Raw genomic sequence first — 20,508 nt, 5'->3', positions numbered from 1 at the left:
CATGATCCCCGACGTCAAACCCACCAGCGTGCTTTATCTCAACGGCGTCTCGGTTTCCTTCGACGGCTTCAAGGCGCTGAATTCGCTGTCGATCGTCATCGAACCCGGTGAACTCAGAGCCATCATCGGCCCGAACGGCGCCGGCAAGACGACGATGATGGATATCATCACCGGCAAGACCAGGCCCGACGAGGGCGAAGTTTTCTTCAACGGCACGATCGATCTCACCAAGAAGGACGAGGCCGATATCGCCCAGCTCGGCATCGGCCGCAAGTTCCAGAAGCCGACGGTCTTCGAGAGTCATACGGTCTGGGACAATCTGGAGCTGGCGTTGAACCGCCGTCGCGGCGTGTTCTCGACGCTGTTTTACCGGCTTTCGGGCGAGGACAAGACGCGCATCGAGGAGATCCTCGAAACCGTGCGGCTGACCCATCGCCGCGACGAATTCGCCGCCAATCTCTCGCACGGGCAGAAGCAGTGGCTGGAGATCGGCATGCTGCTGGCGCAGGGGCCGAAGCTCCTGCTCGTCGACGAGCCGGTGGCCGGCATGACCGATGCGGAGACGGCGGAAACTGGAATCCTGCTCAAGGATATCGCCAAAACCCGGTCGGTCGTCGTCGTCGAACATGACATGGGCTTCATCCGAGACCTCGGCGTGAAGGTGACCTGCCTTGCTGAAGGCTCGGTGTTGGCGGAAGGCTCGATCGACTTTGTGAGTTCGGATCCGAAGGTCATCGAGAACTATTTGGGGCGGTGAGGGACGATGGATGCATCGGATGTTTGTGGGTGTGTTGCCCCTCCCCAACCCCTCCCCACAAGGGGGAGGGGCTTAACCAAGAGGCTCGCTCATCGCTACGAGCGCCAGCTTGTCTATGATCTCCTGGGGAGTGGGAGGGCAGCTCCGAGTTTGCCCCTCCCCCTTGTGGGGAGGGGTTGGGGAGGGGTCTTTTTTGGACCCGCAAAGATTCAGGAGACGGCATCATGCTGACAGTCGAAAACGCAAACCTCCACTACGGTGCCGCTCAGGCGCTGCGCGGCATCTCGATCAAAGCGGAGATGGGCAAGATCACCTGCGTGCTGGGGCGTAACGGCGTGGGGAAGAGTTCTCTTCTTCGCGCCGTTACCGGCCAGCATCCGCTGTCGGCCGGCACCGTCACCTTCAATGAAACCAAGCTCAACGGCATGCCGCCCTTTGCCCGCGCCAAGCAGGGCATCGGCTATGTGCCGCAGGGGCGTGAAATCTTCCCGCTGCTGACAGTCAAAGAAAATCTCGAAACCGGCTTTGCTCCGCTTGGCCGCCGCGACCGCAACATCCCCGATGACATCTTCAGTCTCTTCCCGGTGCTGAAGTCGATGTTGTCACGTCGCGGCGGCGATCTTTCCGGCGGGCAGCAGCAGCAGTTGGCGATCGGGCGGGCCATGGTGACGCGGCCTCGGATTCTCGTGCTCGACGAGCCGACCGAGGGCATTCAGCCGTCGATCATCAAGGATATCGGCCGGGCGATCCGTTACCTGCGCGACTCCACCGGCATGGCGATCCTGCTCGTCGAGCAGTATCTCGATTTCTGCCGCGAGCTTGCCGACTATGTCTATATCATGGACCGCGGCGAAATCGTGCATGAAGGGCTTGCCGAGACGCTGGATACGCCGGAGGCCCGCCGCCACCTGACTGTCTGACTGTCTGGCTGGCAGATGCCGCATTTTGCAGCAGAAGGCGCGGCGCCTGGAAAACCTTCCGCCGCCGCCAAAGGTCTGCCCGGTGCGGCATAGGAATTGCTTGCTTTCCGCTATCCGCGCGCTTGAATGAAAACCAGGGGCGCGACCGAAAGGGACGATATGACGATCGCGGCGGCAGGCACGAGACCGCAAAGAGCCGAAGGGCGCGGACATCTGGCGGCAAAGCTGTTCGATGGCCGCACGCGCATCCGTGAACTCTATCAGGAGGGGGCAGCGAAGATCCGCCTGCCCGATACCTTCGACGCCTCGATGGAAGCCGTCATCATCAATACCGCCGGCGGTTTGACAGGCGGCGATCGAATGGATTGGAGCGTGGATGCCGGCGCCGGCACGCGCATCGACGTCACCACTCAGGCCTGCGAGAAGATCTACAAGGCATCGGCCGGCATCGCCGAGGTGGCGACCAGCATCACGGTCGGAGCCCAAGCCCGCGTCGACTGGCTGCCGCAGGAAACGATCCTCTTCGATCGGGCCGCACTTTTTCGCCGGCTGGACGTCGATCTTGACGAGAGCGGCGAATTTCTGGCCGTCGAAGCCGTGCTGCTCGGCCGCAAGGCGATGGGTGAGGCGGTGGTATCAGGGCTGTTCCGCGACCGCTGGCGCATCCGCCGTTCGAGCCAACTGATCCACGCCGAGGAACTCAGACTTTCCGAAGCTGTGGCGGCGCTGACGGCGCGACAGGCCGTGCTCGGCGGACAGGTGGCCTTTGCGACGCTGCTTTATGCCGGGCCGCTTTCAGAAGCCTATCTCGGCAAGGTCCGGCCGCTCGTCGAAGGATCGATGGGCGGTGCGAGCGCTTGGAATGGCAAGCTCGTCGTCCGCCTGGCAGCGGCCGACGGCTTCTCACTCAGAAAAATCCTGATCCCGGTCATTTCCGCCTTGCGCAATGGTGCGCCTGTGCCGAAAGTCTGGAATCTATGAACTTCAGCATTCGATCAAGCAGATGGACAAGCGATGAACCTCACTCCGAGAGAAAAAGACAAGCTGTTGATTTCGATGGCGGCGATGGTGGCGCGGCGGCGGCTGGAGCGCGGCGTCAAGCTGAATTATCCCGAAGCGATCGCGCTGATCAGCGACTTCGTCGTCGAAGGCGCCCGCGACGGCCGCCCGGTTGCCGAGTTGATGGAAGCAGGCGCCCATGTGATCGGCCGCGACCAGGTGATGGAGGGGATTGCCGAGATGATCCACGACGTGCAGGTGGAGGCGACGTTCCCTGATGGAACCAAGCTCGTCACCGTGCACGAGCCGATCCGTTGAGGAGATAGGAATGCTCGAGCTCAGGCCCAATTGCGAATGCTGCGACAAGGATCTGCCGCCTGATAGCATTGAAGCACGGATCTGCACCTATGAATGCACCTTCTGCGCCGATTGCGTGGACGGCGTGCTGAAGGGTGTCTGCCCGAACTGCGGCGGCAATCTCGTCGCGAGGCCTATTCGGCCGGCGGCGATGCTCGCCAAAAATCCGGCATCGACGAAGCGCGTACTGAAGGCCGAGGGCTGCGCGCCCAAGGCGGCTTAAGGAGGACGAGATGATTCCAGGCGAGATCATTGCCGCAAGCGGCGACATCGAACTGAATGCCGGCGCGCCGACGGTGACGCTGGAGGTTTCCAATACGGGCGATCGGCCGGTGCAGGTCGGCAGCCACTATCATTTCGCCGAGATCAATGCCGGGCTTTCCTTCGATCGCGCGGTAGCACACGGCAAGCGGCTCGATATCCCGGCGGGGACTGCGGTGCGCTTCGAGCCGGGGCAGACGCGCTCGGTGACGCTGATCCCGCTTTCCGGCAAGCGCGAGGTCTACGGTTTCCGCCAGTTGGTGATGGGCAAGCTCTAAGAACAAAATACGGGAGAAGTGCATGCGCTTGAATATCTGCCTCGTCGGGGCTGCGATGCTGCTGACGGCAGGTGCTGCCTCTGCTCAGGATATCGATTGCAACAATCCCAAGACGCAATCGGACATGACTGGCTGCGAGACGGCGCGCCACGAGACTGCCGACAAGGCGCTGAATGCGCAGTATAAGAAGACGCGCGCCGCCCTGGCGGCGATCGACAAGGACCTGGATGGCGACATGAAGGGCGCAGAGCAGGCGCTGGTCAAGGCGCAACGCGCCTGGATCGACTATCGCGACGCCGAATGCGACGCCTTTGGCTTTCAGGCCCGTGGCGGCACGATGGAGCCGATGCTGGTCGCCGGGTGTCTCGCCAACATTACGGACAAACGCACGAAAGAGCTGAAAGAGCTCGAAGATACGATGGGCAACTAGGGTGATCAGAAAAATCATGATCGTCGGCAATGGCGACATCGAGGAGGGTGGGGCTGGCATCATCGATGCCGCCGATATTGTCATCCGCTTCAATGATTGCCGCTCCTATGGCGCCGGCGGCAGCCGCACGGATGCCGTCGCGGTCTGCAACACCGGTAGGCCGGCAAAGGCGATGCTCGGTTCGCGTGAGTGGCGCGCCCATCCGGGCGTCGTTTCGGCTGGCGAAATCTGGAGCGTGCGCGACCCGGAAAAATTCGCCGCGATGCGGGCGCCGCTTGCCGTCTCTCATCCGGAGCTTGATGATTTCTGCGACGACCATACCGCTGCGTTCAGCTCCTTTTGCGCAGACACCGGCAAAAGGCACGTCATTATCGGCAAATCGGTTCACGAGGCCGTGGATGCGTCGCTTTCGGCGTTTTCTCCAGCGCCCTATGTCGTGCCGAGCAGCGGGATGATCGTCATTGCCGAGGTGCTGAACACATATGCCGAGGCCGAGGCGACACTTGCCGGCTTTGGCCACGCCGGCTGGGAATGGCACCCGTTTTCGGCCGAACGACAGCTTGTCGATAGCTATATTGCCGCTGGCCGCCTCAAGCGGCTCGGCGGAGAAACACTCGTCTCTTCCTCCCAAGGAGCCTGATAGATGCCCTACAAGATCTCGCGCGCCGCCTATGCCGGCATGTTCGGACCGACCACCGGCGACAAGGTGCGCCTTGCCGATACGGAGCTCTTCATCGAGATCGAGAAGGATTTCACCACCTATGGCGAGGAGGTGAAGTTCGGCGGCGGCAAGGTGATCCGCGACGGCATGGGCCAGAGCCAGGTGACGCGGGCGGATGGCGCAGTGGATACGGTTATCACCAATGCGGTGATCGTCGATCATTCGGGTATCTACAAGGCCGACATCGGGCTCAAGGATGGGCGCATCGTCGCGATCGGCAAAGCCGGTAATCCCGACATGCAGCCGGGTGTCAACATCATCGTTGGCCCGGGCACGGAGGCGATCGCCGCCGAAGGCAAGATCGTCACCGCTGGCGGTATGGACAGCCATATCCATTTCATTGCGCCGCAGCAGATCGAGGAAGCGCTGATGAGCGGCATGACCTGCATGCTCGGCGGCGGCACCGGTCCTGCACACGGCACGCTTGCCACCACCTGCACGCCCGGTCCCTGGCATCTGGCGCGCATGATCGAAGCGGCCGACGCCTTTCCGATGAACCTTGCCTTTGCCGGCAAGGGCAATGCCTCGCTGCCGGGGGCGCTGACCGAAATGGTGCTGGCAGGCGCCACGTCGCTGAAACTGCACGAGGATTGGGGCACGACCCCTGGCGCCATCGACTGCTGCCTGTCGGTTGCCGACGAATACGACGTGCAGGTGATGATCCACACCGATACGCTGAACGAAAGCGGCTTCGTCGAGGATACGATCGGTGCCATCAAGGGCCGCACCATCCATGCCTTCCATACGGAAGGCGCGGGCGGCGGGCATGCGCCCGATATCATCAAGATCTGCGGCCAGCCGAATGTCATCCCGTCGTCGACCAATCCAACGCGTCCCTATACGGTCAATACCATCGCAGAGCATCTCGACATGCTGATGGTCTGCCACCATCTGTCGCCGTCGATCCCCGAAGATATCGCCTTTGCCGAAAGCCGGATCCGCAAGGAGACGATCGCCGCCGAAGACATCCTGCACGATATCGGCGCCTTCTCGATCATCTCGTCCGACAGCCAAGCCATGGGCCGCGTCGGCGAGGTGGCGATCCGCACTTGGCAGACGGCCGACAAGATGAAGCGTCAGCGCGGCCGGCTGAAGGAGGAAAAGGGCGATAACGACAATTTCCGCGTTCGCCGCTATATCGCCAAATACACGATCAACCCGGCGATCGCCCACGGTCTCAGCCGTGAGATCGGCTCGGTCGAAGTCGGCAAGCGCGCCGACCTCGTGCTGTGGAATCCGGCCTTCTTCGGCGTGAAGCCCGATATGGTGCTGCTCGGAGGCTCGATCGCGGCCGCGCCGATGGGCGATCCGAACGCCTCGATCCCGACGCCGCAGCCGGTACACTACCGGCCGATGTTTGCCTCCTATGGCAAGAGCCTCACCAATTCCTCTGTCACCTTCGTCAGCCAGGCCTCGCTCGATGCCGGCCTGAAGGGCCGGCTCGGCGTTGCCAAGGAACTGGTCGCGGTGAGGAATACGCGCGGCGGCATCTCCAAGGCATCGATGATCCACAACGACCTGACACCCGAGATCGAGGTCGACCCGGAGACCTATGAAGTCAGGGCGAACGGCGAATTGCTGACATGCGAGCCGGCGACGGTGCTGCCGATGGCGCAGCGCTATTTCCTGTTCTAAGCCCACGCCCATGTGCGACGGACGGCGGCGATGAGGACAGGTATCCGCTGGTTGTTGCGGATCGTATTTCTGTTTGTGCTTTCGGCGGCCTGCGGGACCTTTATTCCCCGGCCGCTGATTGCGCCGGTCGAGGCGTCGTCTGCGGCAGTGACGCATCGAATTCTGCTGCTCTCGGGCCCGATCCATACCGATATTGCCATTCCGCTCGACGCGGAAACGCGGGCTGCCTTTTCCTTCCTCGACAATACTGGTTTTCCGCTCGGCCATCCGAATGCGGAGTGGCTTATTATCGGCTGGGGCGGACGTGCCTTCTATCTGGAAACTCCCACATGGGCGGAGCTGAAGCCGCTGCCGGTGTTGCGCGCGCTGACGATCGACCGTTCAGTGCTGCATGTGGACCTTGCCAGTCATATCACCGAGCCCCAGTCCACCGTTACGGCATTCAATGTCAGTGAGGATCAATTGGCGCAGCTGCGCGATTTTATCTCCGAGAGTTTCGTCCTCGACGCGGGCGCGGTGGTGCCGATTCCGGATGCGGGTTACGGCGAGATCGACCGGTTCTTCGAAGCCAGGGGATACTTCAACGCACTCTTCGGCTGCAACACCTGGACCGCCGCTGCCCTGCGCTCGGCTGGGTTTCGAACCGGCATATGGAACCCGCTTCCACAAACATTGCGGTTGTCTGTTGCTGTCTACAATTGAAGCAGCCGTCGGGTCGGTCCGCTCTTAAAGTGAATTGTGAATAGCGCTCTCCATATGGTTGTAAAAATCGGTGGAAAACCCGGTATTTTGTCAAGCTAACCCATTCTGGAACAACTGCATCACGAAACTTGATGAACCCCTTTTATATCAGTCGTTTAACTGTCTCTTCGCGCTGTTCGATTCAGGGATTGGAAAGCTGCATCCCCTGCTAGAAAAATTCTGTCCACCGAAACGTCCGAACCGTTCGAATTTTAACGGGTCGATTAAGACACCCGCAGCAATTGGGCTCTTATCAATGCCTGGAAACGCCGAGCAGGAAGGTTGATTCTCATGAGAAACTGGATTTTGCTGCAGGCCGATTTCGGCGATCTTCAATACCGCAGAAACGTCTATGTCTTCGCCCTGAAGATGGCTTTTCTTGCCGTTATTCTGTCAGGAGTCATTATCGCATTGACGATGCCATCGCTGGATCTTCTCGGGCTTCTACCGGTGACGCTCGCCCATGCAATCGGCTTCAGCGCGATCTTTTCCTGGCTGATCGGCGGTACCGTTTCCGGCATGCTGTCACTGTTTGCCGGCTTTGCCATGCGCGATCTCGCGCTCTCGCGGGCGGAATTCGAAAAGCTCAGCCGCACGGATACGCTTTCCGGGCTGCTCAACCGGCGCGCTTTTACCGAGGCGCTTGAGGATACTGATGGCGATGCGTCGCTGGTGATTTTTGACGTCGACCGTTTCAAGGCGATCAACGACCGCTTCGGCCATGGCTGCGGCGATGCCGTCATCATCTCCGTTTCGGCCATGCTGAGATCCGCCTTCGATGAGATGTCCGTCGTCGCACGGCTGGGTGGGGAGGAGTTCGGCGTCATCGTCTCCGGCGAGCCGCTCGAGACGCGTATGGAGCGCGTCGAAAGCGTCCGGGCCCGGATCGCCGGCGGCGCCATGAAAGCCGAGGGGCACGATATCCGCATCACCGTTTCCGGCGGCGTTGCCGATCTCGTCGCCGGGCGCACCAAGCAGGCGGTCTATGCTTCCGCCGACCGGGCGCTCTATCTCGCCAAGGCACTAGGGCGCAATCGCGTCGTCCACGAACGAGAAGGTCTGCGTCACGCCTGGCACGGGCTTGTCGATAGCGGCGTCGATGGCGAGAACAAAGGACCGGAGAGCGACAACGTGATGCAGGCTTACGGAATATAAAAGCAAAGCGCGAACGAAAGGGCATTGGTGCTTGCATCGGGAAGAGCTATTTTGCATGGTCGTCCTCTCAACAAAACGGACATATCATGCAGCGCGTCACGTCCTATCTTCCCGCCGGAACCCCTTCCTCCCATCCGATCGCCCAAGTCAAGCTGCCGCATGATCTGCGCCATCTGCGCCGCAAGCTGCTGCATTTGGAAAATGGCGAAATGGTCATGCTCGATCTCAAGGATCCGGTGCTTTTCGCCAATGGCGACCTCTTGGTGCGCGACGACGGCGAACTGATCGAAATCCTCGCCGCCGACGAGAAGCTCTTCGAGGTTCGCGGACGCGACCGCACGCATCTGGTCGAGCTCGCCTGGCATCTGGGCAACCGGCATCTTGCGGCCCAGATCGAGGAAGATCGCATCGTCATCCTGCGCGATCATGTCATCCGCACCATGCTGCAGGGCCTCGGCGCCGTCGTCCTCGAGATCGACGAGCCGTTCCAGCCGGCACGCGGCGCCTACCATTCCCAAGGCGGGCATTCGCATGGGCATGATCACGATCACAATCATGACCACGGCCATGATCACGGCCATGACCATGATCACGAACATGGCTACGAGCATGAGCATGAGCACCGCCACGATCGCGGTCATGATCATGACCACGGGCGGGATCATGGTCATGAGCACGGACATCACGACCACAAGCACGACTGAGCCTTGATGACTGGGGATCGCGAGTTGCAGGCACTGCTGCGCCTGACGGCATGGCTCTCACCGGCCTTTCCGATCGGCAGCTTTGCCTATTCGGGCGGGCTGGAGCGGGCGGTTGCCGACGGGTTGGTCACGGATGCGGCCTCGCTTGCGGCCTGGACCGGCACTTTAATCGGCAATGGTTCGGTCTGGAACGATACGGTGCTGCTGGCCGAAAGCCACAGGCACCAGGCTGAAGCCGCGCGCCTTGCCGAGATCGCCGCGCTCGCCGAGGCGCTTGCCGGATCACGCGAGCGCCATCAGGAAACGATGCTGCTCGGCGAGGCTTTCCTGGCGGCGGCAGGCGCTTGGCCGGACGATGTATTCGAGAGGCTGCCCGGCAAGGCCGCTTATCCTGTCGCGGTGGGAGCGGTTGCGGGTGCACATGGCATAGGATCCGTGAAGGTGCTCGCAGTCTTCCTGCACGCCTATGCCTCGCAAGCGGTTTCGTCAGGCATCCGCCTCGGCATCGCTGGGCAGAGGGATGGCGTTGCCGTGCTTGCCGGCCTTGAAGAGCACCTCGCGAAGATCGCCCGGCGGGCGGCTATCTCGACGCTCGATGATCTGGGTTCGGCGACGGTGCAGGCCGATATTGCAAGCCTGCGCCATGAGACGCAGGCGACGCGGCTGTTCCGCTCGTAATTGTCCGAAATTATCGCGGCGGCGAGAGCAATTCCAGCAAAAGTGCGCAGCGGTTTTGCGTCCGGAATTGCGTGAAAACAAAGAGATAGAGCGCTTCGGTGATTCGAAGAAAAACAAGCGCTCTAAGTCATTTGACGGTGGCGCGGGCGGGCGGCTTCGTTATCATCGGGGTTCGATTGGAGTAAGGCACATGAAATCAAGAAACGGACCTTTGCGTGTCGGCATCGGCGGGCCAGTCGGCTCGGGCAAGACAGCGCTGACCGAAAAGCTCTGCAAGGCGATGCGCGACGACTATTCCGTCGCCGTCGTCACCAACGATATCTATACGACCGAGGATGCCGAGGCGCTGGTGCGGATGCAGGCATTGACTTCGGACCGCATCGTCGGCGTCGAGACAGGCGGCTGCCCGCATACCGCCATTCGTGAGGATGCGACGATCAATTTGCAGGCGATCGCCGGCCTCAACCAGCGGATCCCCGATCTCGACGTCGTCTTCATCGAATCCGGCGGCGACAATCTAGCGGCGACCTTTTCGCCCGATCTTGCCGATATCACCATCTATGTCATCTCCGTTTGCCAGGGCGAGGAAATCCCGCGCAAGGGCGGGCCGGGTATCACCCGGTCGGACCTGCTCGTCATCAACAAGAAGGATCTGGCGCCCTATGTCGGCGCCGATCTCGACGTGATGGACCGGGATGCGACGCGCATGCGCGCTTCGCGCCCCTTCGTCTTCTCCGACATGAAGCGCGGCGACGGCGTCAGCTCGATCGTCAGCTTCCTCAGGGAGCAGGGCGGACTCTAGATCCGGATTTTAGGCCGGATCGGCCTAAAACATCCGGATCAAAATCAAAGAATTAGAGCATGTCGTCCGAACACCGCCCGCTTCAGGTCTTTGTTTTTACGCATGTCGCACAAAGCCGCTGCACACTTTTGCGCGACATGCGTTGGAAATGAACGAAAAACGAAACGGGCCGGGAGATCGCTCCCGGCCCGTTCGTTTCCTGGGTTTTGCTTATTCCGCCGCGAAGGGCGGCAGGCGCAGCACGTTGGTGTCGTTGCCCTTGGCGCTCTTGCGTTTGTCTTCCGGCTTTTCGATCGCCGTCAGGCGCTCCTCCAGCGCGTCGATGTCGCCGCGGTTCTCCCGGGTGACGCGGGTGAGATCCTCGCGCGACAGCGGCAGCTCCTCCTTGTCCTTCTTGCCGACCAGGCGGCCGAAAGCCCAGCCGAGCAGGCGGGACAGATCGTCCATGATCAGGAAGAAGGAGGGCACGACGACGAGCGAGAGCACGGTCGAGACGATGATGCCGCCGATCACCGCGATCGCCATCGGCGCGCGAAACGAGCCGCCTTCGCCGACACCGAGCGCGGAAGGCAGCATGCCTGCCGACATGGCGATCGAGGTCATGATGATCGGCCGGGCGCGTTTGCGGCCGGCTTCGACCATGGCCTCGACGCGGGACATGCCCTGGTGGCGCATCTCGATTGCAAAATCGACGAGCAGGATGGCATTCTTGGTGACGATACCCATCAGCATCAGAATGCCGATCATGACCGGCATCGACAGCGGATTGCTGGTGATGATCAGGCCGGCTGCGACGCCGCCGATGGCGAGCGGCAGCGAGAACAGGATGGTGAAAGGCTGGATCACGTCCTTGAAGAGCAGGATCAGCACCGTCAGCACCAGCAGCAGGCCCATCAACATGGCGTTGACGAAACTCTGCTGCATCTCGCTCTGCACCTTGGTGTCGCCGCTTTCGGCAAGGTGCACCGTGGCCGGGATATTTGCGTCGTTGACGATCTGGCGGAAGCGGGCCGAAGCCGTGTCGAGTGCGACGCCCTGCGGCAGGTCGGAACCGATCGAAACGACGCGGTTGCGGTTGTTGCGCTTGATCGAACTTACGCCTTCCGAATAGTCGATATTGGCGACGCTTGCGAGCGGAACGGTGCCGCCGCTGGCGGTCTGGATCTTCAACGTCCGGATGGCCGCGAGATCGCGACGCATGTCGAGTGCGGCCTGAACGCGGATCGGGATCTGGCGATCGTCGAGCGAGATCTTGGCAAGGGCGGCATCGACATCGCCAATAGTGGCGACGCGGATCGTCTCAGAGATCTGCTGTGGCGTAATGCCCAAGCGGGCGGCCTCATCCATGCGCGGGTGAACCTGCAGTTCCGGACGGGGCAGCGAGCCGTCAGCGCTGACATTGGCAAGCAGCGGATCGGCGCGCAGTTTGGATTCCAGAATGCCGACGGCGTCGTTCAGGTCCTTGTCGTTCTTGGAAAGGAAGTTGAAGGAGAGGTCGCGTTCGCCGCGGTCATTGAGCTTCAGGATCCGGACGTCGGGAATGTCACGCAGCTTGACGAAGACTTCCTTTTCGATATCCCACTGCGGGCGTTCACGGCCGTGGACCTCCACCTTCGGCAGTTTCGGGCCAATGACGGGGATACGGCCGAGCACGTCGTTGACCATCTTCTTGACCAGCGATTGGTCCAGCTTGTCGAGTGCCAGCGTGATGGTCGCACGGCGCAGTTCGAGATCGCCCTTCGGCGACGCGCCGCCGAGGACGAAGACGCTTTCGACGCCGTTGATGTCCTTGACTCTGTCATAGATCGCATCGGTCGTCTTCTCGGTGTCGTCAAGCCGTGCATTGGGCGGCAGCTCGACAGAGAGCACGATGCGCGAGGCGTCTTCGGGCGGCAGGAAGCTGCCCGGAACCTGCATCAGCAGCATAATGGAGCCGGCGAGGAAGCCGAACGCGACAAGCAGAGTCGCATAACGCGTGTACCAGCGGCCGGTCGTGCCGCGTATGAGGCGTGTGTATCCACGCATCAACAGGCTATCATTGTCGTGATGATCGTCGACGCCGTCTTCTGCACGCATGAGATACGCGGCCATCATCGGGGTGATGAGGCGCGCGACCATTAGCGAGAAGAAGACGGAGAAGGCGACGGTCAGACCGAACTGGATGAAGTATTGACCCGGAATGCCCGGCATGAAGGAAACGGGCACGAAGACAGCGATGATCGTGAAGGTGGTGGCGATGACGGCAAGGCCGATTTCGTCGGCTGCCTCGATCGCCGCCCGATAGGGCGTCTTGCCCATCTTGATGTGGCGGGCAATGTTTTCGATTTCGACGATCGCATCGTCGACAAGGATACCGGTGGCGAGCGTCAGAGCAAGGAAGCTGACGAGGTTCAGCGAGAAGCCCATCATGTCCATGACCCAGAAGGTTGGGATCGCAGACAGCGGAAGGGCGATTGCAGAGATCAGGGTCGCACGCCAGTTCCTGAGGAACAGGAGGACGACGATAACAGCGAGCAGCGCACCCTCGAGGAGCGTATGAATGGCGGCTTCGTAGTTGCCGTAGGTGAAATAGACCGAATCATCGATCAGTTCGATCTTCACATTGGGATTTTCGGCTCGCACCTTGTCGAGGTTCTGCGCCACGGTTTCGGCGACGCTGACCTCGCTGGCGCCCTTCGAGCGGAAAACGCCGAAGGTAACGACCGGCGTAGCGTTGAAGCGCGAGAAGGATTTCGGCTCCTCATAAGTGTCCTTGATAACGCCGAGATCGGATAGTTTGACGAAGCGGCCGTTCGGCAGGCCAATGGTTGTATTGGCAAGGTCGGCGACGTTGCGGGCGTCACCGAGAACACGGATCGCCTGTTCGCTGCCCGCCACCTGGCCGCGACCAGAGCCGAGGTCGATGTTGGTGCCGCGCAGCTGCTGGTTCACGCTGGCGGCGGTGATACCATAGGCATTGAGCTTGTCAGGGGTGAGTTCGATGCGTACTTCGCGTTCTGCGCCGCCGTAACGGTCAACACGGCCGATGCCGGCCTGGCCCTGCAGCGAACGTTTGATCGTATCGTCGACGAACCAGGAAAGTTCTTCCAGCGACATCGCAGGCGAGGAAACGGCGAAGGTCTGGATCGCCTGTCCCTCGACATCGACCTTGGAGACGATCGGTGCTTCGGCCGTTGCCGGCAGATCGCTGCGGATGCGGTCGATCGCATCCTTGGTGTCCTGTACGGCCTGTTCGGTCGGCACTTCCATCCGGAACATGACGTTCGTTTGCGAACTGCCGTCGGTGACCGTCGACTGGATTTCGTCGATGCCGGTGATGGAGGCGACCGCGTCTTCGATCTCCTTCGTTACCTGCATTTCGAGTTCAGCCGGCGAAGCGCCGCTCTGCGTTACGCTGATCGAGACGAGCGGCACGTCGATATTGGGAAAACGCGTGATCGGCAGCGAATTAAATGACTGCATGCCGATGAACACCAGCAGGCAGAAGGCCAGCAGCGGCGCAACGGGATTTCGAATGGACCAGGCTGAGAAATTCATCGGATGGTCTCTTTAGTTGGAAGCCGGGGGCTGTTCACGCACCGGCGTGATGTGGTCGCCGTCGCGGACATAAGCGCCCGCCTTGGCTACGACCTCGTCGCCGGTCTTCAATCCATTGACCACCTCGACATAGGCGCCGTCCTGGATGCCGGTCTCGATCTTGGCGAATTTCACCACGCCGTCCTCGACTTTGCGGGCGGAGGAGCCTTCGTTGCCGGTGAGTACTGCGGTCAGGGGAAGCGCTACGCCTTCAGTCTCGCGCACGATGATTTCGGCGCTGCCATACATGCCGGAACGCGCCTTGCTGTCATCATCGATGGAGATATGCACGAGGCCGAGGCGAGTGACCGGATCGACAGTCGGCGAAACCAGGCGTACGGCGCCGGAAAGTTTCTCACGGCTGCCAGAAAGCGAAATCGTTGCCTTTTGGCCGGCCACGATCCTGACAACATCGCTTTCGGCGACCTCAGCGACAAGCTCGATATCGCCGTCGCGGATGATGGTGAACAGCGGATCGCCGTTGCCGGCGGCAATGGCGCCGACCTTGGCGTTCTTCGCCGAGACCGTGCCGGCGACCGGCGTCTTCACATCGGTGCGCGCCAGCTTCAAATCCGCATCGGCGATCTGGCTGTCGAAGACCTTGAGATCCGCTTCGGCGACCTCGATCGCCTGTTCGGCGGAGACGACGCGAGCATTGGCGGCGGCGGCAGTCGCATCGGCCTGTTCGACCTGGGCGGTGGAAACCGTGCCCTTCTTGACCATTTCCTGGGCGCGGGCCTGCTGCTGCCTTGCCTGTTCGGCATTGGCCTGCGCCTCGATGAGCTGGGCGCGCAGCTGGGCGAGGCTTGCCTCGCCCTTGGCCCTCGTCGCCATCATCTGGCTCTTTTCCAGGACCAGCGCGTCATCGTTGAGCGTCGCCAGCGTGCTTTCGGCCTGAACCTTGTCGCCGACATCGGCTTTCAGGGTGCGAATCGAGAGGCCTTCGACCTGCGGCTGGATATAGACTTCTTCGACGGGTTTGACTGTTCCCGTGCCGATGACACGGTCGACGAGGGTGCGATTGACAGCCGTGGTGACGACGATCGCCGGCAGGTTCTGTTGCGGTTTTGCGACCGGCGCTTCCTGCGAAAATGCGGTGGATGCAGCAAGTGCCGCTGCAAAAAGGGTAGAGGCGCCTAGAATTCCAATCGGCTTGCGTGCCATGCGTCTTCGTCCAATCTTATGATAAGGTTGGCCGAACTCGAGCGTCTGCCACTCAGCGCGCGATCAGGCCACTGCCCTTCCTGCATTCTCAGAGGTTTCCGCCGATCCTTTGCCGTCTTCATCCCTCGGCGGCAAATTCGGCTTGTAGGTGGTATCGATTTGCCCGATCTACAAGTCCGGCAGAAAACAATTCCCCATCAGGCGATAATAATTACCATTCCGACGTCAATCAATCACCGCAAGGTTATGTCAACATTACGAAGATTGATCGCGTTCTTACCCCATGACGTTTGACGCCCGATAAATGCGACAGCTGCAAGGCGTTTTTTTTCCACCTCGCACGGAAAAACACGAAACGCGCGGAAAATCTCCCGCGCGTTTCGCTTCGCCGCGTTGACGAACCTACTTGGAAGCGGCGTCGGTGATGTCGTGCGTCCAGGCGCCTGACGGCTCCTTGCTGATGATCTTCTGGTCGAGCAGCGCCTTTGCCGTGCGGGCATAGAGTGCCTCGTCCAGCTTGCCGGAGCTGTCGCCGACCAGTTTGGCGACTTCACCCATCATACGCTTCTGATGGTTCTCGTCCTGGCCGCCGTTGTCCATGACGATCTCGGCGGCTTCGTCGGGATTCTCGGTGGCATATTTCCAGCCCTTCATCGAAGCGCGGACGAACTTGACCATCTTCTCCTTGAAGGCGGGGTCCTTCAGCTTGTCTTCCATCGCATAGAGACCGTCTTCAAGAAGGTCGTTGCCCATTTCAGTGTAGTTGAAGACCGTCAGTTCTTCCGGCTTGAAGCCGGCATCGATCGCCTGCCAGTATTCGTTATAAGTCATGACGGAGATGCAGTCGGCCTGCTTCTGGACAAGCGGCTGCACGTCGAAGCTCTGCTTCAGCACGGTGACGCCGTTCGGACCGCCTTCTGTGGACAGGCCGAGCTTGTTCATCCAGGCGAAGAAGGGATACTCGTTGCCGAAGAACCAGACGCCGAGCGTGTGGCCCTTGAAGTCGGCTTCGGTCTTGACCGGGCCATCCTTGCGGCAGACCATTTCCAGGCCCGCCTTCTGGTAGGGCTGGGCGATGTTAACGAGCGGAACGCCCTTTTCGCGGGCAACAAGGGCGCCACCCATCCAGTCGACGATGACATCGGCGCCACCGCCGGCGATCACCTGCTCGGGGGCGATATCAGGGCCACCCGGCTTGATGTCGACGTCGAGGCCTTCTTCCTTATAGAAGCCCTTGTCCTTGGCGACGTAGTAACCGCCGAACTGGCTCTGCGTGACCCATTTCAGCTGCAGCACCACCTTGTCGGCGGCCATGGCATGGGCCGATGCAAGCGACATCGCGCTCGCCATCATTGCAACCATCAACTTTCTCATTTTTTTATCCTTACCCTCTGAAGTTATGCCCGGACCCGTTTCTGGAGCCCGCGCGCGCCTAGCCACCACGGATAGACGGATGCCAGAACGTCACCGCCCGTTCGGTCAGGGCGATGATGCCATAGAAGATCGAGCCGGCCAGCGCCGCGACGGCGATTTCCGCCCAGACCATGTCGACATTCATGCGGCCGATCTCGGTGGAGATGCGGAAGCCCATGCCGACGATCGGCGTTCCGAAGAATTCCGCAACGATGGCACCAATCAGCGCCAGCGTCGAGTTGATCTTCAGTGCGTTGAAAATGAAGGGCATTGCTGAGGGAAGCCTGAGCTTCAGCAGTGTCTGCCAATAGCCGGACGCATAGGTGCGCATCAGGTCGCGCTCCATGTTCCCTGAGGCGGCAAGGCCGGCGACGGTATTCACCAGCATGGGGAAGAAGGTCATGATGATGACGACGGCGGCCTTCGACGGCCAATCGAAGCCGAACCACATGACCATGACAGGGGCGACGCCGATGATCGGCAGGGCCGAAACCATGTTGCCGATCGGAAGAAGGCCGCGGCGCAGGAAGGCGATGCGGTCGGCCAGCACCGCGACGACGAAGCCGCTGAGGCAGCCGAGGATATAACCGATCAGCACCGCCTTGAAGATCGTCTGTCTGACGTCTGCGCCGAGGATCGGCAGCGATGCCATGAACCGCGCGCCGATGGCGCTCGGCGGCGGCAGCAGGATGAAGGGAACGCCGGCGCCACGCGTGACCGCCTCCCAGAGAATGAGGATCCAGGCGCCGAAGATTGCTGGGATCAGGAGCTGGAGCGCCGACTTGCCGGACGTTGTGACGGGCTGCAGCTTCGACAGCTCGGTGACGCATCGCCAGGCAAGCAGCCAGCAGGCGAACAGCAGCAGGAAGAAGGCCCGCGTCGCCGCACCATCGTTGCCGGAAAGAGCCGAAAGCAGCATCCAGGCGGCGCCATGCGCGCCGATAAACAGCACGGTGGCCCGATAGGCCGGCGGCTGCGGCGCTAGAGACAGCAGGGCAGCCGCGATGATGATGATGAAAATGAGGGTTGCCGTGCCATCGGTGAGGGGTCGCGTCGCGCCGTCGGCCAGGAGCGGCAGGGCCATCAGTGCTCCGATGCAGAGGAGGAGGGCGACGACGCCTTGCCAGGAGAAGGTCAAATGTCTCATGCCGGCCTCCCGCCCATGGCGCGGTCAACGATTTTCGCCGCAACGCCGACAATCGCGACCAGGATGCCGGCAAGCAGCGATCCGGCGACGAGGGCGGCCCAGATATCGATGGTCTGGCTGTAATAGGAGCCGGCGAGCAGCTTCGAGCCGATGCCGGCGACAGCACCCGTCGGTAACTCGCCGACGATGGCGCCGACGAGGCTGGCGGCAATCGCTACCTTCATCGAGGTGAAGAGGAAAGGGATCGAGGCTGGAACGCGCAGCTTCCAGAAAGTCTGCATCGGGCTGGCATAATAGGTGCGCATCAGGTCGAGATGCATGATCTCAGGCGAACGCAACCCTTTCACCATGCCGACGGCGACCGGAAAGAAGGAGAGGTAGGTGGAGATCAGCGCCTTCGACACGAGCCGGGAAGCGTCGGAATCGAGATTGAGGAGATGTGCAATAGCATTGTCGCCGGTCAGCACGTTATAGGAGATGATGACGATCATCGGTGCGATGGCGAGGATCGGTATGGTCTGGCTGGCCACCAGCCAGGGCATCAGCGAGCGGTCCATGGCGCGGTTGTGGACGATCAGCACGGCGAGAAGGATGCCGAGCAGCATGCCGAAGCCAAAGCCGAGCAGGGTGGAGGAGAGCGTTACCCAGCTGTGATAGACGAGGCTGCGGTTGCTCGAAAGGCTGCGCAGAAATGTGTTCTCGTAGACGTTCTGCGCCACCTGATGCGGCGCCGGCAGGACCGGCTTCGACTGCGCCAGCGTCTTGCCGATGAATTCGAGGGTCGAAGGTGTGACGCCGGCGCGGCCGTCCATGTCGCGCTGGAATGGCGCGTTCATGAGGATGGCGGCGACATACCAGATGACGACGAGGGCCAGCAGGATGGTGGTGACGGGGACGATCTTATCCTTGAACGTGTCGGGCTTCATGCTACGCGCTCCTTCAAAAATGGCGCGGCATATTTCTCGACGGTGAGAAACACGTAATCGGGTCCATCAAGTACTTGGGCATTGTCGAAGCGCAGCACTTTGAAACCCTCGTTGCGCAGGAATGCATCCCTGGCAAGATCGTGGCGGCGGCCGTCGGCAGTCTCGTGGCTGTCACCGTCGACCTCGACGATCAGTCGTGCTGAAAGCCAAGCGAAATCGGCGATATAGGGGCCTATCGGCGTCTCGCGCCTGAATCGGGCACCATAGGGCCTGAGATCGCGAAGCATATCCCACATGGCAGCCTCCGCCTTTGTCAGCTCACGGCGGAGCCGTTTTGCCGTTTGGCGGGTTTTGAGGGTGATGTTTGAGTGTGGCATCTAGACCCCTCCCCAACCCCTCCCCACAAGGGGGAGGGACTTAACGGTCGAACCCGCGGGTGGCGGCAGCGCTCTCCCGCGACATTCCATGGAGAATTCAGCGAGCGCCGCGTGTTTGCCCCTCCCCCTTGTGGGGAGGGGTTGGGGAGGGGTCTTGCCAAACAACACGCGCCCGCGCCTCATGCGTGTCCCGTCCTCAGTCCCTCGCGAACGCGGTGGGCAATCTCCAGGAACTCGGGGGTTTCGCGGATGTCGAGTGGGCGCTCGGCCGGCAGGGTCGAGTCGATCACATCGGTCACCCGGCCCGGTCGCGGAGACATCACCACGATCTTGGTCGAGAGATAGACCGCCTCGGGGATGGAATGGGTGACGAAGCAGATCGTCTTGTTCGTACGGGTCCAGAGTTTCAGCAGCTCTTCATTCAGATGGTCGCGGACGATCTCGTCCAAGGCGCCGAAGGGCTCATCCATCAGCAGCAGGTCCGCGTCGAAGGCGAGTGCGCGGGCGATCGAGGCCCGCTGCTGCATGCCGCCGGAAAGCTGCCAGGGGAATTTCTTCTCGAAGCCCGAAAGACTGACGAGATCGAGCGCTTCGGCGATGCGCCGCGTCCGCTCGGCGCCGGAATAGCCCATAATCTCCAAGGGCAGAGCGATGTTGTTTTCGATGGTGCGCCAGGGATAGAGCGCCGGCGCCTGGAAGACATAACCGTAGGCGCGGGCCTTGCGCGCCTCCTCCGGTGTCATGCCGTTGATCGAGATCTCGCCCGAGGTGCTCTTTTCGAGATCGGCGATGACACGCAGGAAGGTGGTCTTGCCGCAGCCCGACGGGCCAATGAAAGAGACGAAATCGCCCTTGCGGACATCGAGATTGACATTGCTCAGTGCACTCACCGGGCCATCATTGGCCTGGTAGGTGAGACAGAGATCCTTGGCGGATACGACGGAGGGTGCTTGCATCAATGCGACCAGTCTTGTTTTCCCCGCTTGAACGCGGTTTGCGTGCTATCATTACCGCCGGTTTTATCGACGACACACTCCATGGAGGATGAGGATGGACGTGACATCAAAGCCCACCTGCCACATCGTTCGCCCCAATCATGCCTATGACGGCAAGCAGGGGCTGAGCTATTTCGCAGGCATCGCCGCCGAAACGGTCGGCGCCAAGGGCATCTGCATGCATCTTTTGACGATCCCGCCCGGCGTGCGCGCCAAGGCGCATCTGCACGAGGCGCACGAGACGGCGATCTACATGCTCTCCGGCGAGGCTCATACCTGGTACGGAGACCGGCTCGAGCATCACGTCATCGTTCATGCCGGCGAACTTTTCTATATCCCGGCCGGCGTGCCGCACCTGCCGGCCAACCTCAGCAGCACGCCGTGCACAGCGATCATCGCGCGCACCGATCCGAACGAGCAGGAAAGCGTCGTGCTTCTGCCGGAGTTGGACGCTTTGGTGCCGGCGTGAGGT

General features: G+C 61.2%; 22 protein-coding genes. 15 read left to right on the top strand and 7 right to left on the bottom strand.

Features of this window, described 5'->3' with window-relative positions:
- Position 1: 1 nt before the first annotated feature.
- The 14 genes from urtD to ureG all read left to right on the top strand — a co-directional run bounded on the left by urtD (position 2) and on the right by ureG (position 10,438).
- Positions 2-757, top strand: a complete 756-nt coding sequence (gene urtD, locus N1937_RS17005; protein WP_222295613.1) for an urea ABC transporter ATP-binding protein UrtD — start codon at positions 2-4, stop codon at positions 755-757.
- A gap of 224 nt (positions 758-981) precedes the next feature.
- Positions 982-1,677: an urea ABC transporter ATP-binding subunit UrtE gene (gene urtE, locus N1937_RS17000; protein WP_128406856.1), complete on the top strand. Its 696-nt coding sequence runs from the start codon at positions 982-984 to the stop codon at positions 1,675-1,677.
- A 159-nt stretch (positions 1,678-1,836) separates the two neighbouring features.
- Complete coding sequence (locus tag N1937_RS16995) at positions 1,837-2,658, top strand: urease accessory protein UreD (protein ID WP_222295672.1); 822 nt, start codon at positions 1,837-1,839, stop codon at positions 2,656-2,658.
- 33 nt (positions 2,659-2,691) lie between these two features.
- Entirely contained in the window at positions 2,692-2,994 is a 303-nt protein-coding gene (locus tag N1937_RS16990) for an urease subunit gamma (protein ID WP_003561955.1), read from the top strand.
- 10 nt (positions 2,995-3,004) lie between these two features.
- Positions 3,005-3,256 (top strand): DUF1272 domain-containing protein, encoded by a 252-nt coding sequence (locus tag N1937_RS16985; RefSeq protein ID WP_018493803.1) that lies wholly within the window; start codon positions 3,005-3,007, stop codon positions 3,254-3,256.
- A 10-nt stretch (positions 3,257-3,266) separates the two neighbouring features.
- A complete protein-coding gene (locus tag N1937_RS16980) occupies positions 3,267-3,572 on the top strand; it encodes an urease subunit beta (protein WP_222295614.1) in 306 nt (101 codons plus the stop codon).
- Between the two features lie 22 nt (positions 3,573-3,594).
- Entirely contained in the window at positions 3,595-4,002 is a 408-nt protein-coding gene (locus N1937_RS16975; RefSeq protein ID WP_260056591.1) for a lysozyme inhibitor LprI family protein, read from the top strand.
- A 16-nt stretch (positions 4,003-4,018) separates the two neighbouring features.
- Positions 4,019-4,642 carry a hypothetical protein gene (locus N1937_RS16970; RefSeq protein WP_017965823.1) on the top strand — a complete coding sequence of 208 codons (624 nt, stop codon included), beginning with the start codon at positions 4,019-4,021 and terminating at the stop codon, positions 4,640-4,642.
- Between the two features lie 3 nt (positions 4,643-4,645).
- Positions 4,646-6,358 (top strand): urease subunit alpha, encoded by a 1,713-nt coding sequence (ureC, locus tag N1937_RS16965; RefSeq protein ID WP_170257308.1) that lies wholly within the window; start codon positions 4,646-4,648, stop codon positions 6,356-6,358.
- A 30-nt stretch (positions 6,359-6,388) separates the two neighbouring features.
- The gene (locus N1937_RS16960; protein ID WP_017965821.1) at positions 6,389-7,060 is read left to right on the top strand and encodes a TIGR02117 family protein; all 672 of its coding nucleotides are present in this window, start codon (positions 6,389-6,391) and stop codon (positions 7,058-7,060) included.
- A gap of 330 nt (positions 7,061-7,390) precedes the next feature.
- Positions 7,391-8,254 carry a GGDEF domain-containing protein gene (locus tag N1937_RS16955; RefSeq protein ID WP_222295616.1) on the top strand — a complete coding sequence of 288 codons (864 nt, stop codon included), beginning with the start codon at positions 7,391-7,393 and terminating at the stop codon, positions 8,252-8,254.
- A gap of 86 nt (positions 8,255-8,340) precedes the next feature.
- Entirely contained in the window at positions 8,341-8,958 is a 618-nt protein-coding gene (gene ureE, locus N1937_RS16950; protein ID WP_260056590.1) for an urease accessory protein UreE, read from the top strand.
- 6 nt (positions 8,959-8,964) lie between these two features.
- Positions 8,965-9,636 carry an urease accessory protein UreF gene (locus N1937_RS16945; protein WP_222295618.1) on the top strand — a complete coding sequence of 224 codons (672 nt, stop codon included), beginning with the start codon at positions 8,965-8,967 and terminating at the stop codon, positions 9,634-9,636.
- A gap of 190 nt (positions 9,637-9,826) precedes the next feature.
- Positions 9,827-10,438, top strand: a complete 612-nt coding sequence (ureG, locus tag N1937_RS16940; protein WP_017965817.1) for an urease accessory protein UreG — start codon at positions 9,827-9,829, stop codon at positions 10,436-10,438.
- 210 nt (positions 10,439-10,648) lie between these two features.
- Here ureG and N1937_RS16935 read toward each other — a convergent pair whose 3' ends face one another.
- The 7 genes from N1937_RS16935 to N1937_RS16905 all read right to left on the bottom strand — a co-directional run bounded on the left by N1937_RS16935 (position 10,649) and on the right by N1937_RS16905 (position 19,997).
- Positions 10,649-13,975, bottom strand: a complete 3,327-nt coding sequence (locus N1937_RS16935) for an efflux RND transporter permease subunit (protein ID WP_222295619.1) — start codon at positions 13,973-13,975, stop codon at positions 10,649-10,651.
- 12 nt (positions 13,976-13,987) lie between these two features.
- Positions 13,988-15,178 carry an efflux RND transporter periplasmic adaptor subunit gene (locus N1937_RS16930; RefSeq protein WP_222295620.1) on the bottom strand — a complete coding sequence of 397 codons (1,191 nt, stop codon included), beginning with the start codon at positions 15,176-15,178 and terminating at the stop codon, positions 13,988-13,990.
- Positions 15,179-15,580: 402 nt separating this feature from the next.
- Positions 15,581-16,552, bottom strand: a complete 972-nt coding sequence (locus tag N1937_RS16925) for an ABC transporter substrate-binding protein (RefSeq protein WP_222295621.1) — start codon at positions 16,550-16,552, stop codon at positions 15,581-15,583.
- Between the two features lie 58 nt (positions 16,553-16,610).
- The gene (locus N1937_RS16920) at positions 16,611-17,738 is read right to left on the bottom strand and encodes an ABC transporter permease (protein WP_170262105.1); all 1,128 of its coding nucleotides are present in this window, start codon (positions 17,736-17,738) and stop codon (positions 16,611-16,613) included.
- Positions 17,735-18,664 (bottom strand): ABC transporter permease, encoded by a 930-nt coding sequence (locus N1937_RS16915; protein WP_222295622.1) that lies wholly within the window; start codon positions 18,662-18,664, stop codon positions 17,735-17,737. The genes N1937_RS16920 and N1937_RS16915 overlap by 4 nt, the downstream gene beginning before the upstream one ends.
- A complete protein-coding gene (locus N1937_RS16910; RefSeq protein ID WP_246726162.1) occupies positions 18,661-18,960 on the bottom strand; it encodes an endonuclease domain-containing protein in 300 nt (99 codons plus the stop codon). The genes N1937_RS16915 and N1937_RS16910 overlap by 4 nt, the downstream gene beginning before the upstream one ends.
- 260 nt (positions 18,961-19,220) lie before the next feature.
- Positions 19,221-19,997 (bottom strand): ABC transporter ATP-binding protein, encoded by a 777-nt coding sequence (locus N1937_RS16905; protein WP_003542281.1) that lies wholly within the window; start codon positions 19,995-19,997, stop codon positions 19,221-19,223.
- Positions 19,998-20,091: 94 nt separating this feature from the next.
- Here N1937_RS16905 and N1937_RS16900 point away from each other — a divergent pair, with 94 nt between their 5' ends.
- The gene (locus N1937_RS16900; protein WP_018073737.1) at positions 20,092-20,505 is read left to right on the top strand and encodes a cupin domain-containing protein; all 414 of its coding nucleotides are present in this window, start codon (positions 20,092-20,094) and stop codon (positions 20,503-20,505) included.
- Positions 20,506-20,508: the final 3 nt, after the last annotated feature.

Origin of the sequence: Rhizobium sp. WSM4643 (genome assembly GCF_025152745.1) — a bacterium.
GTDB classification, from domain to species: domain Bacteria; phylum Pseudomonadota; class Alphaproteobacteria; order Rhizobiales; family Rhizobiaceae; genus Rhizobium; species Rhizobium leguminosarum_I.
Note: the sequence above shows the minus strand (reverse complement) of the source record. Positions and strands in the feature narration are given on the sequence as shown.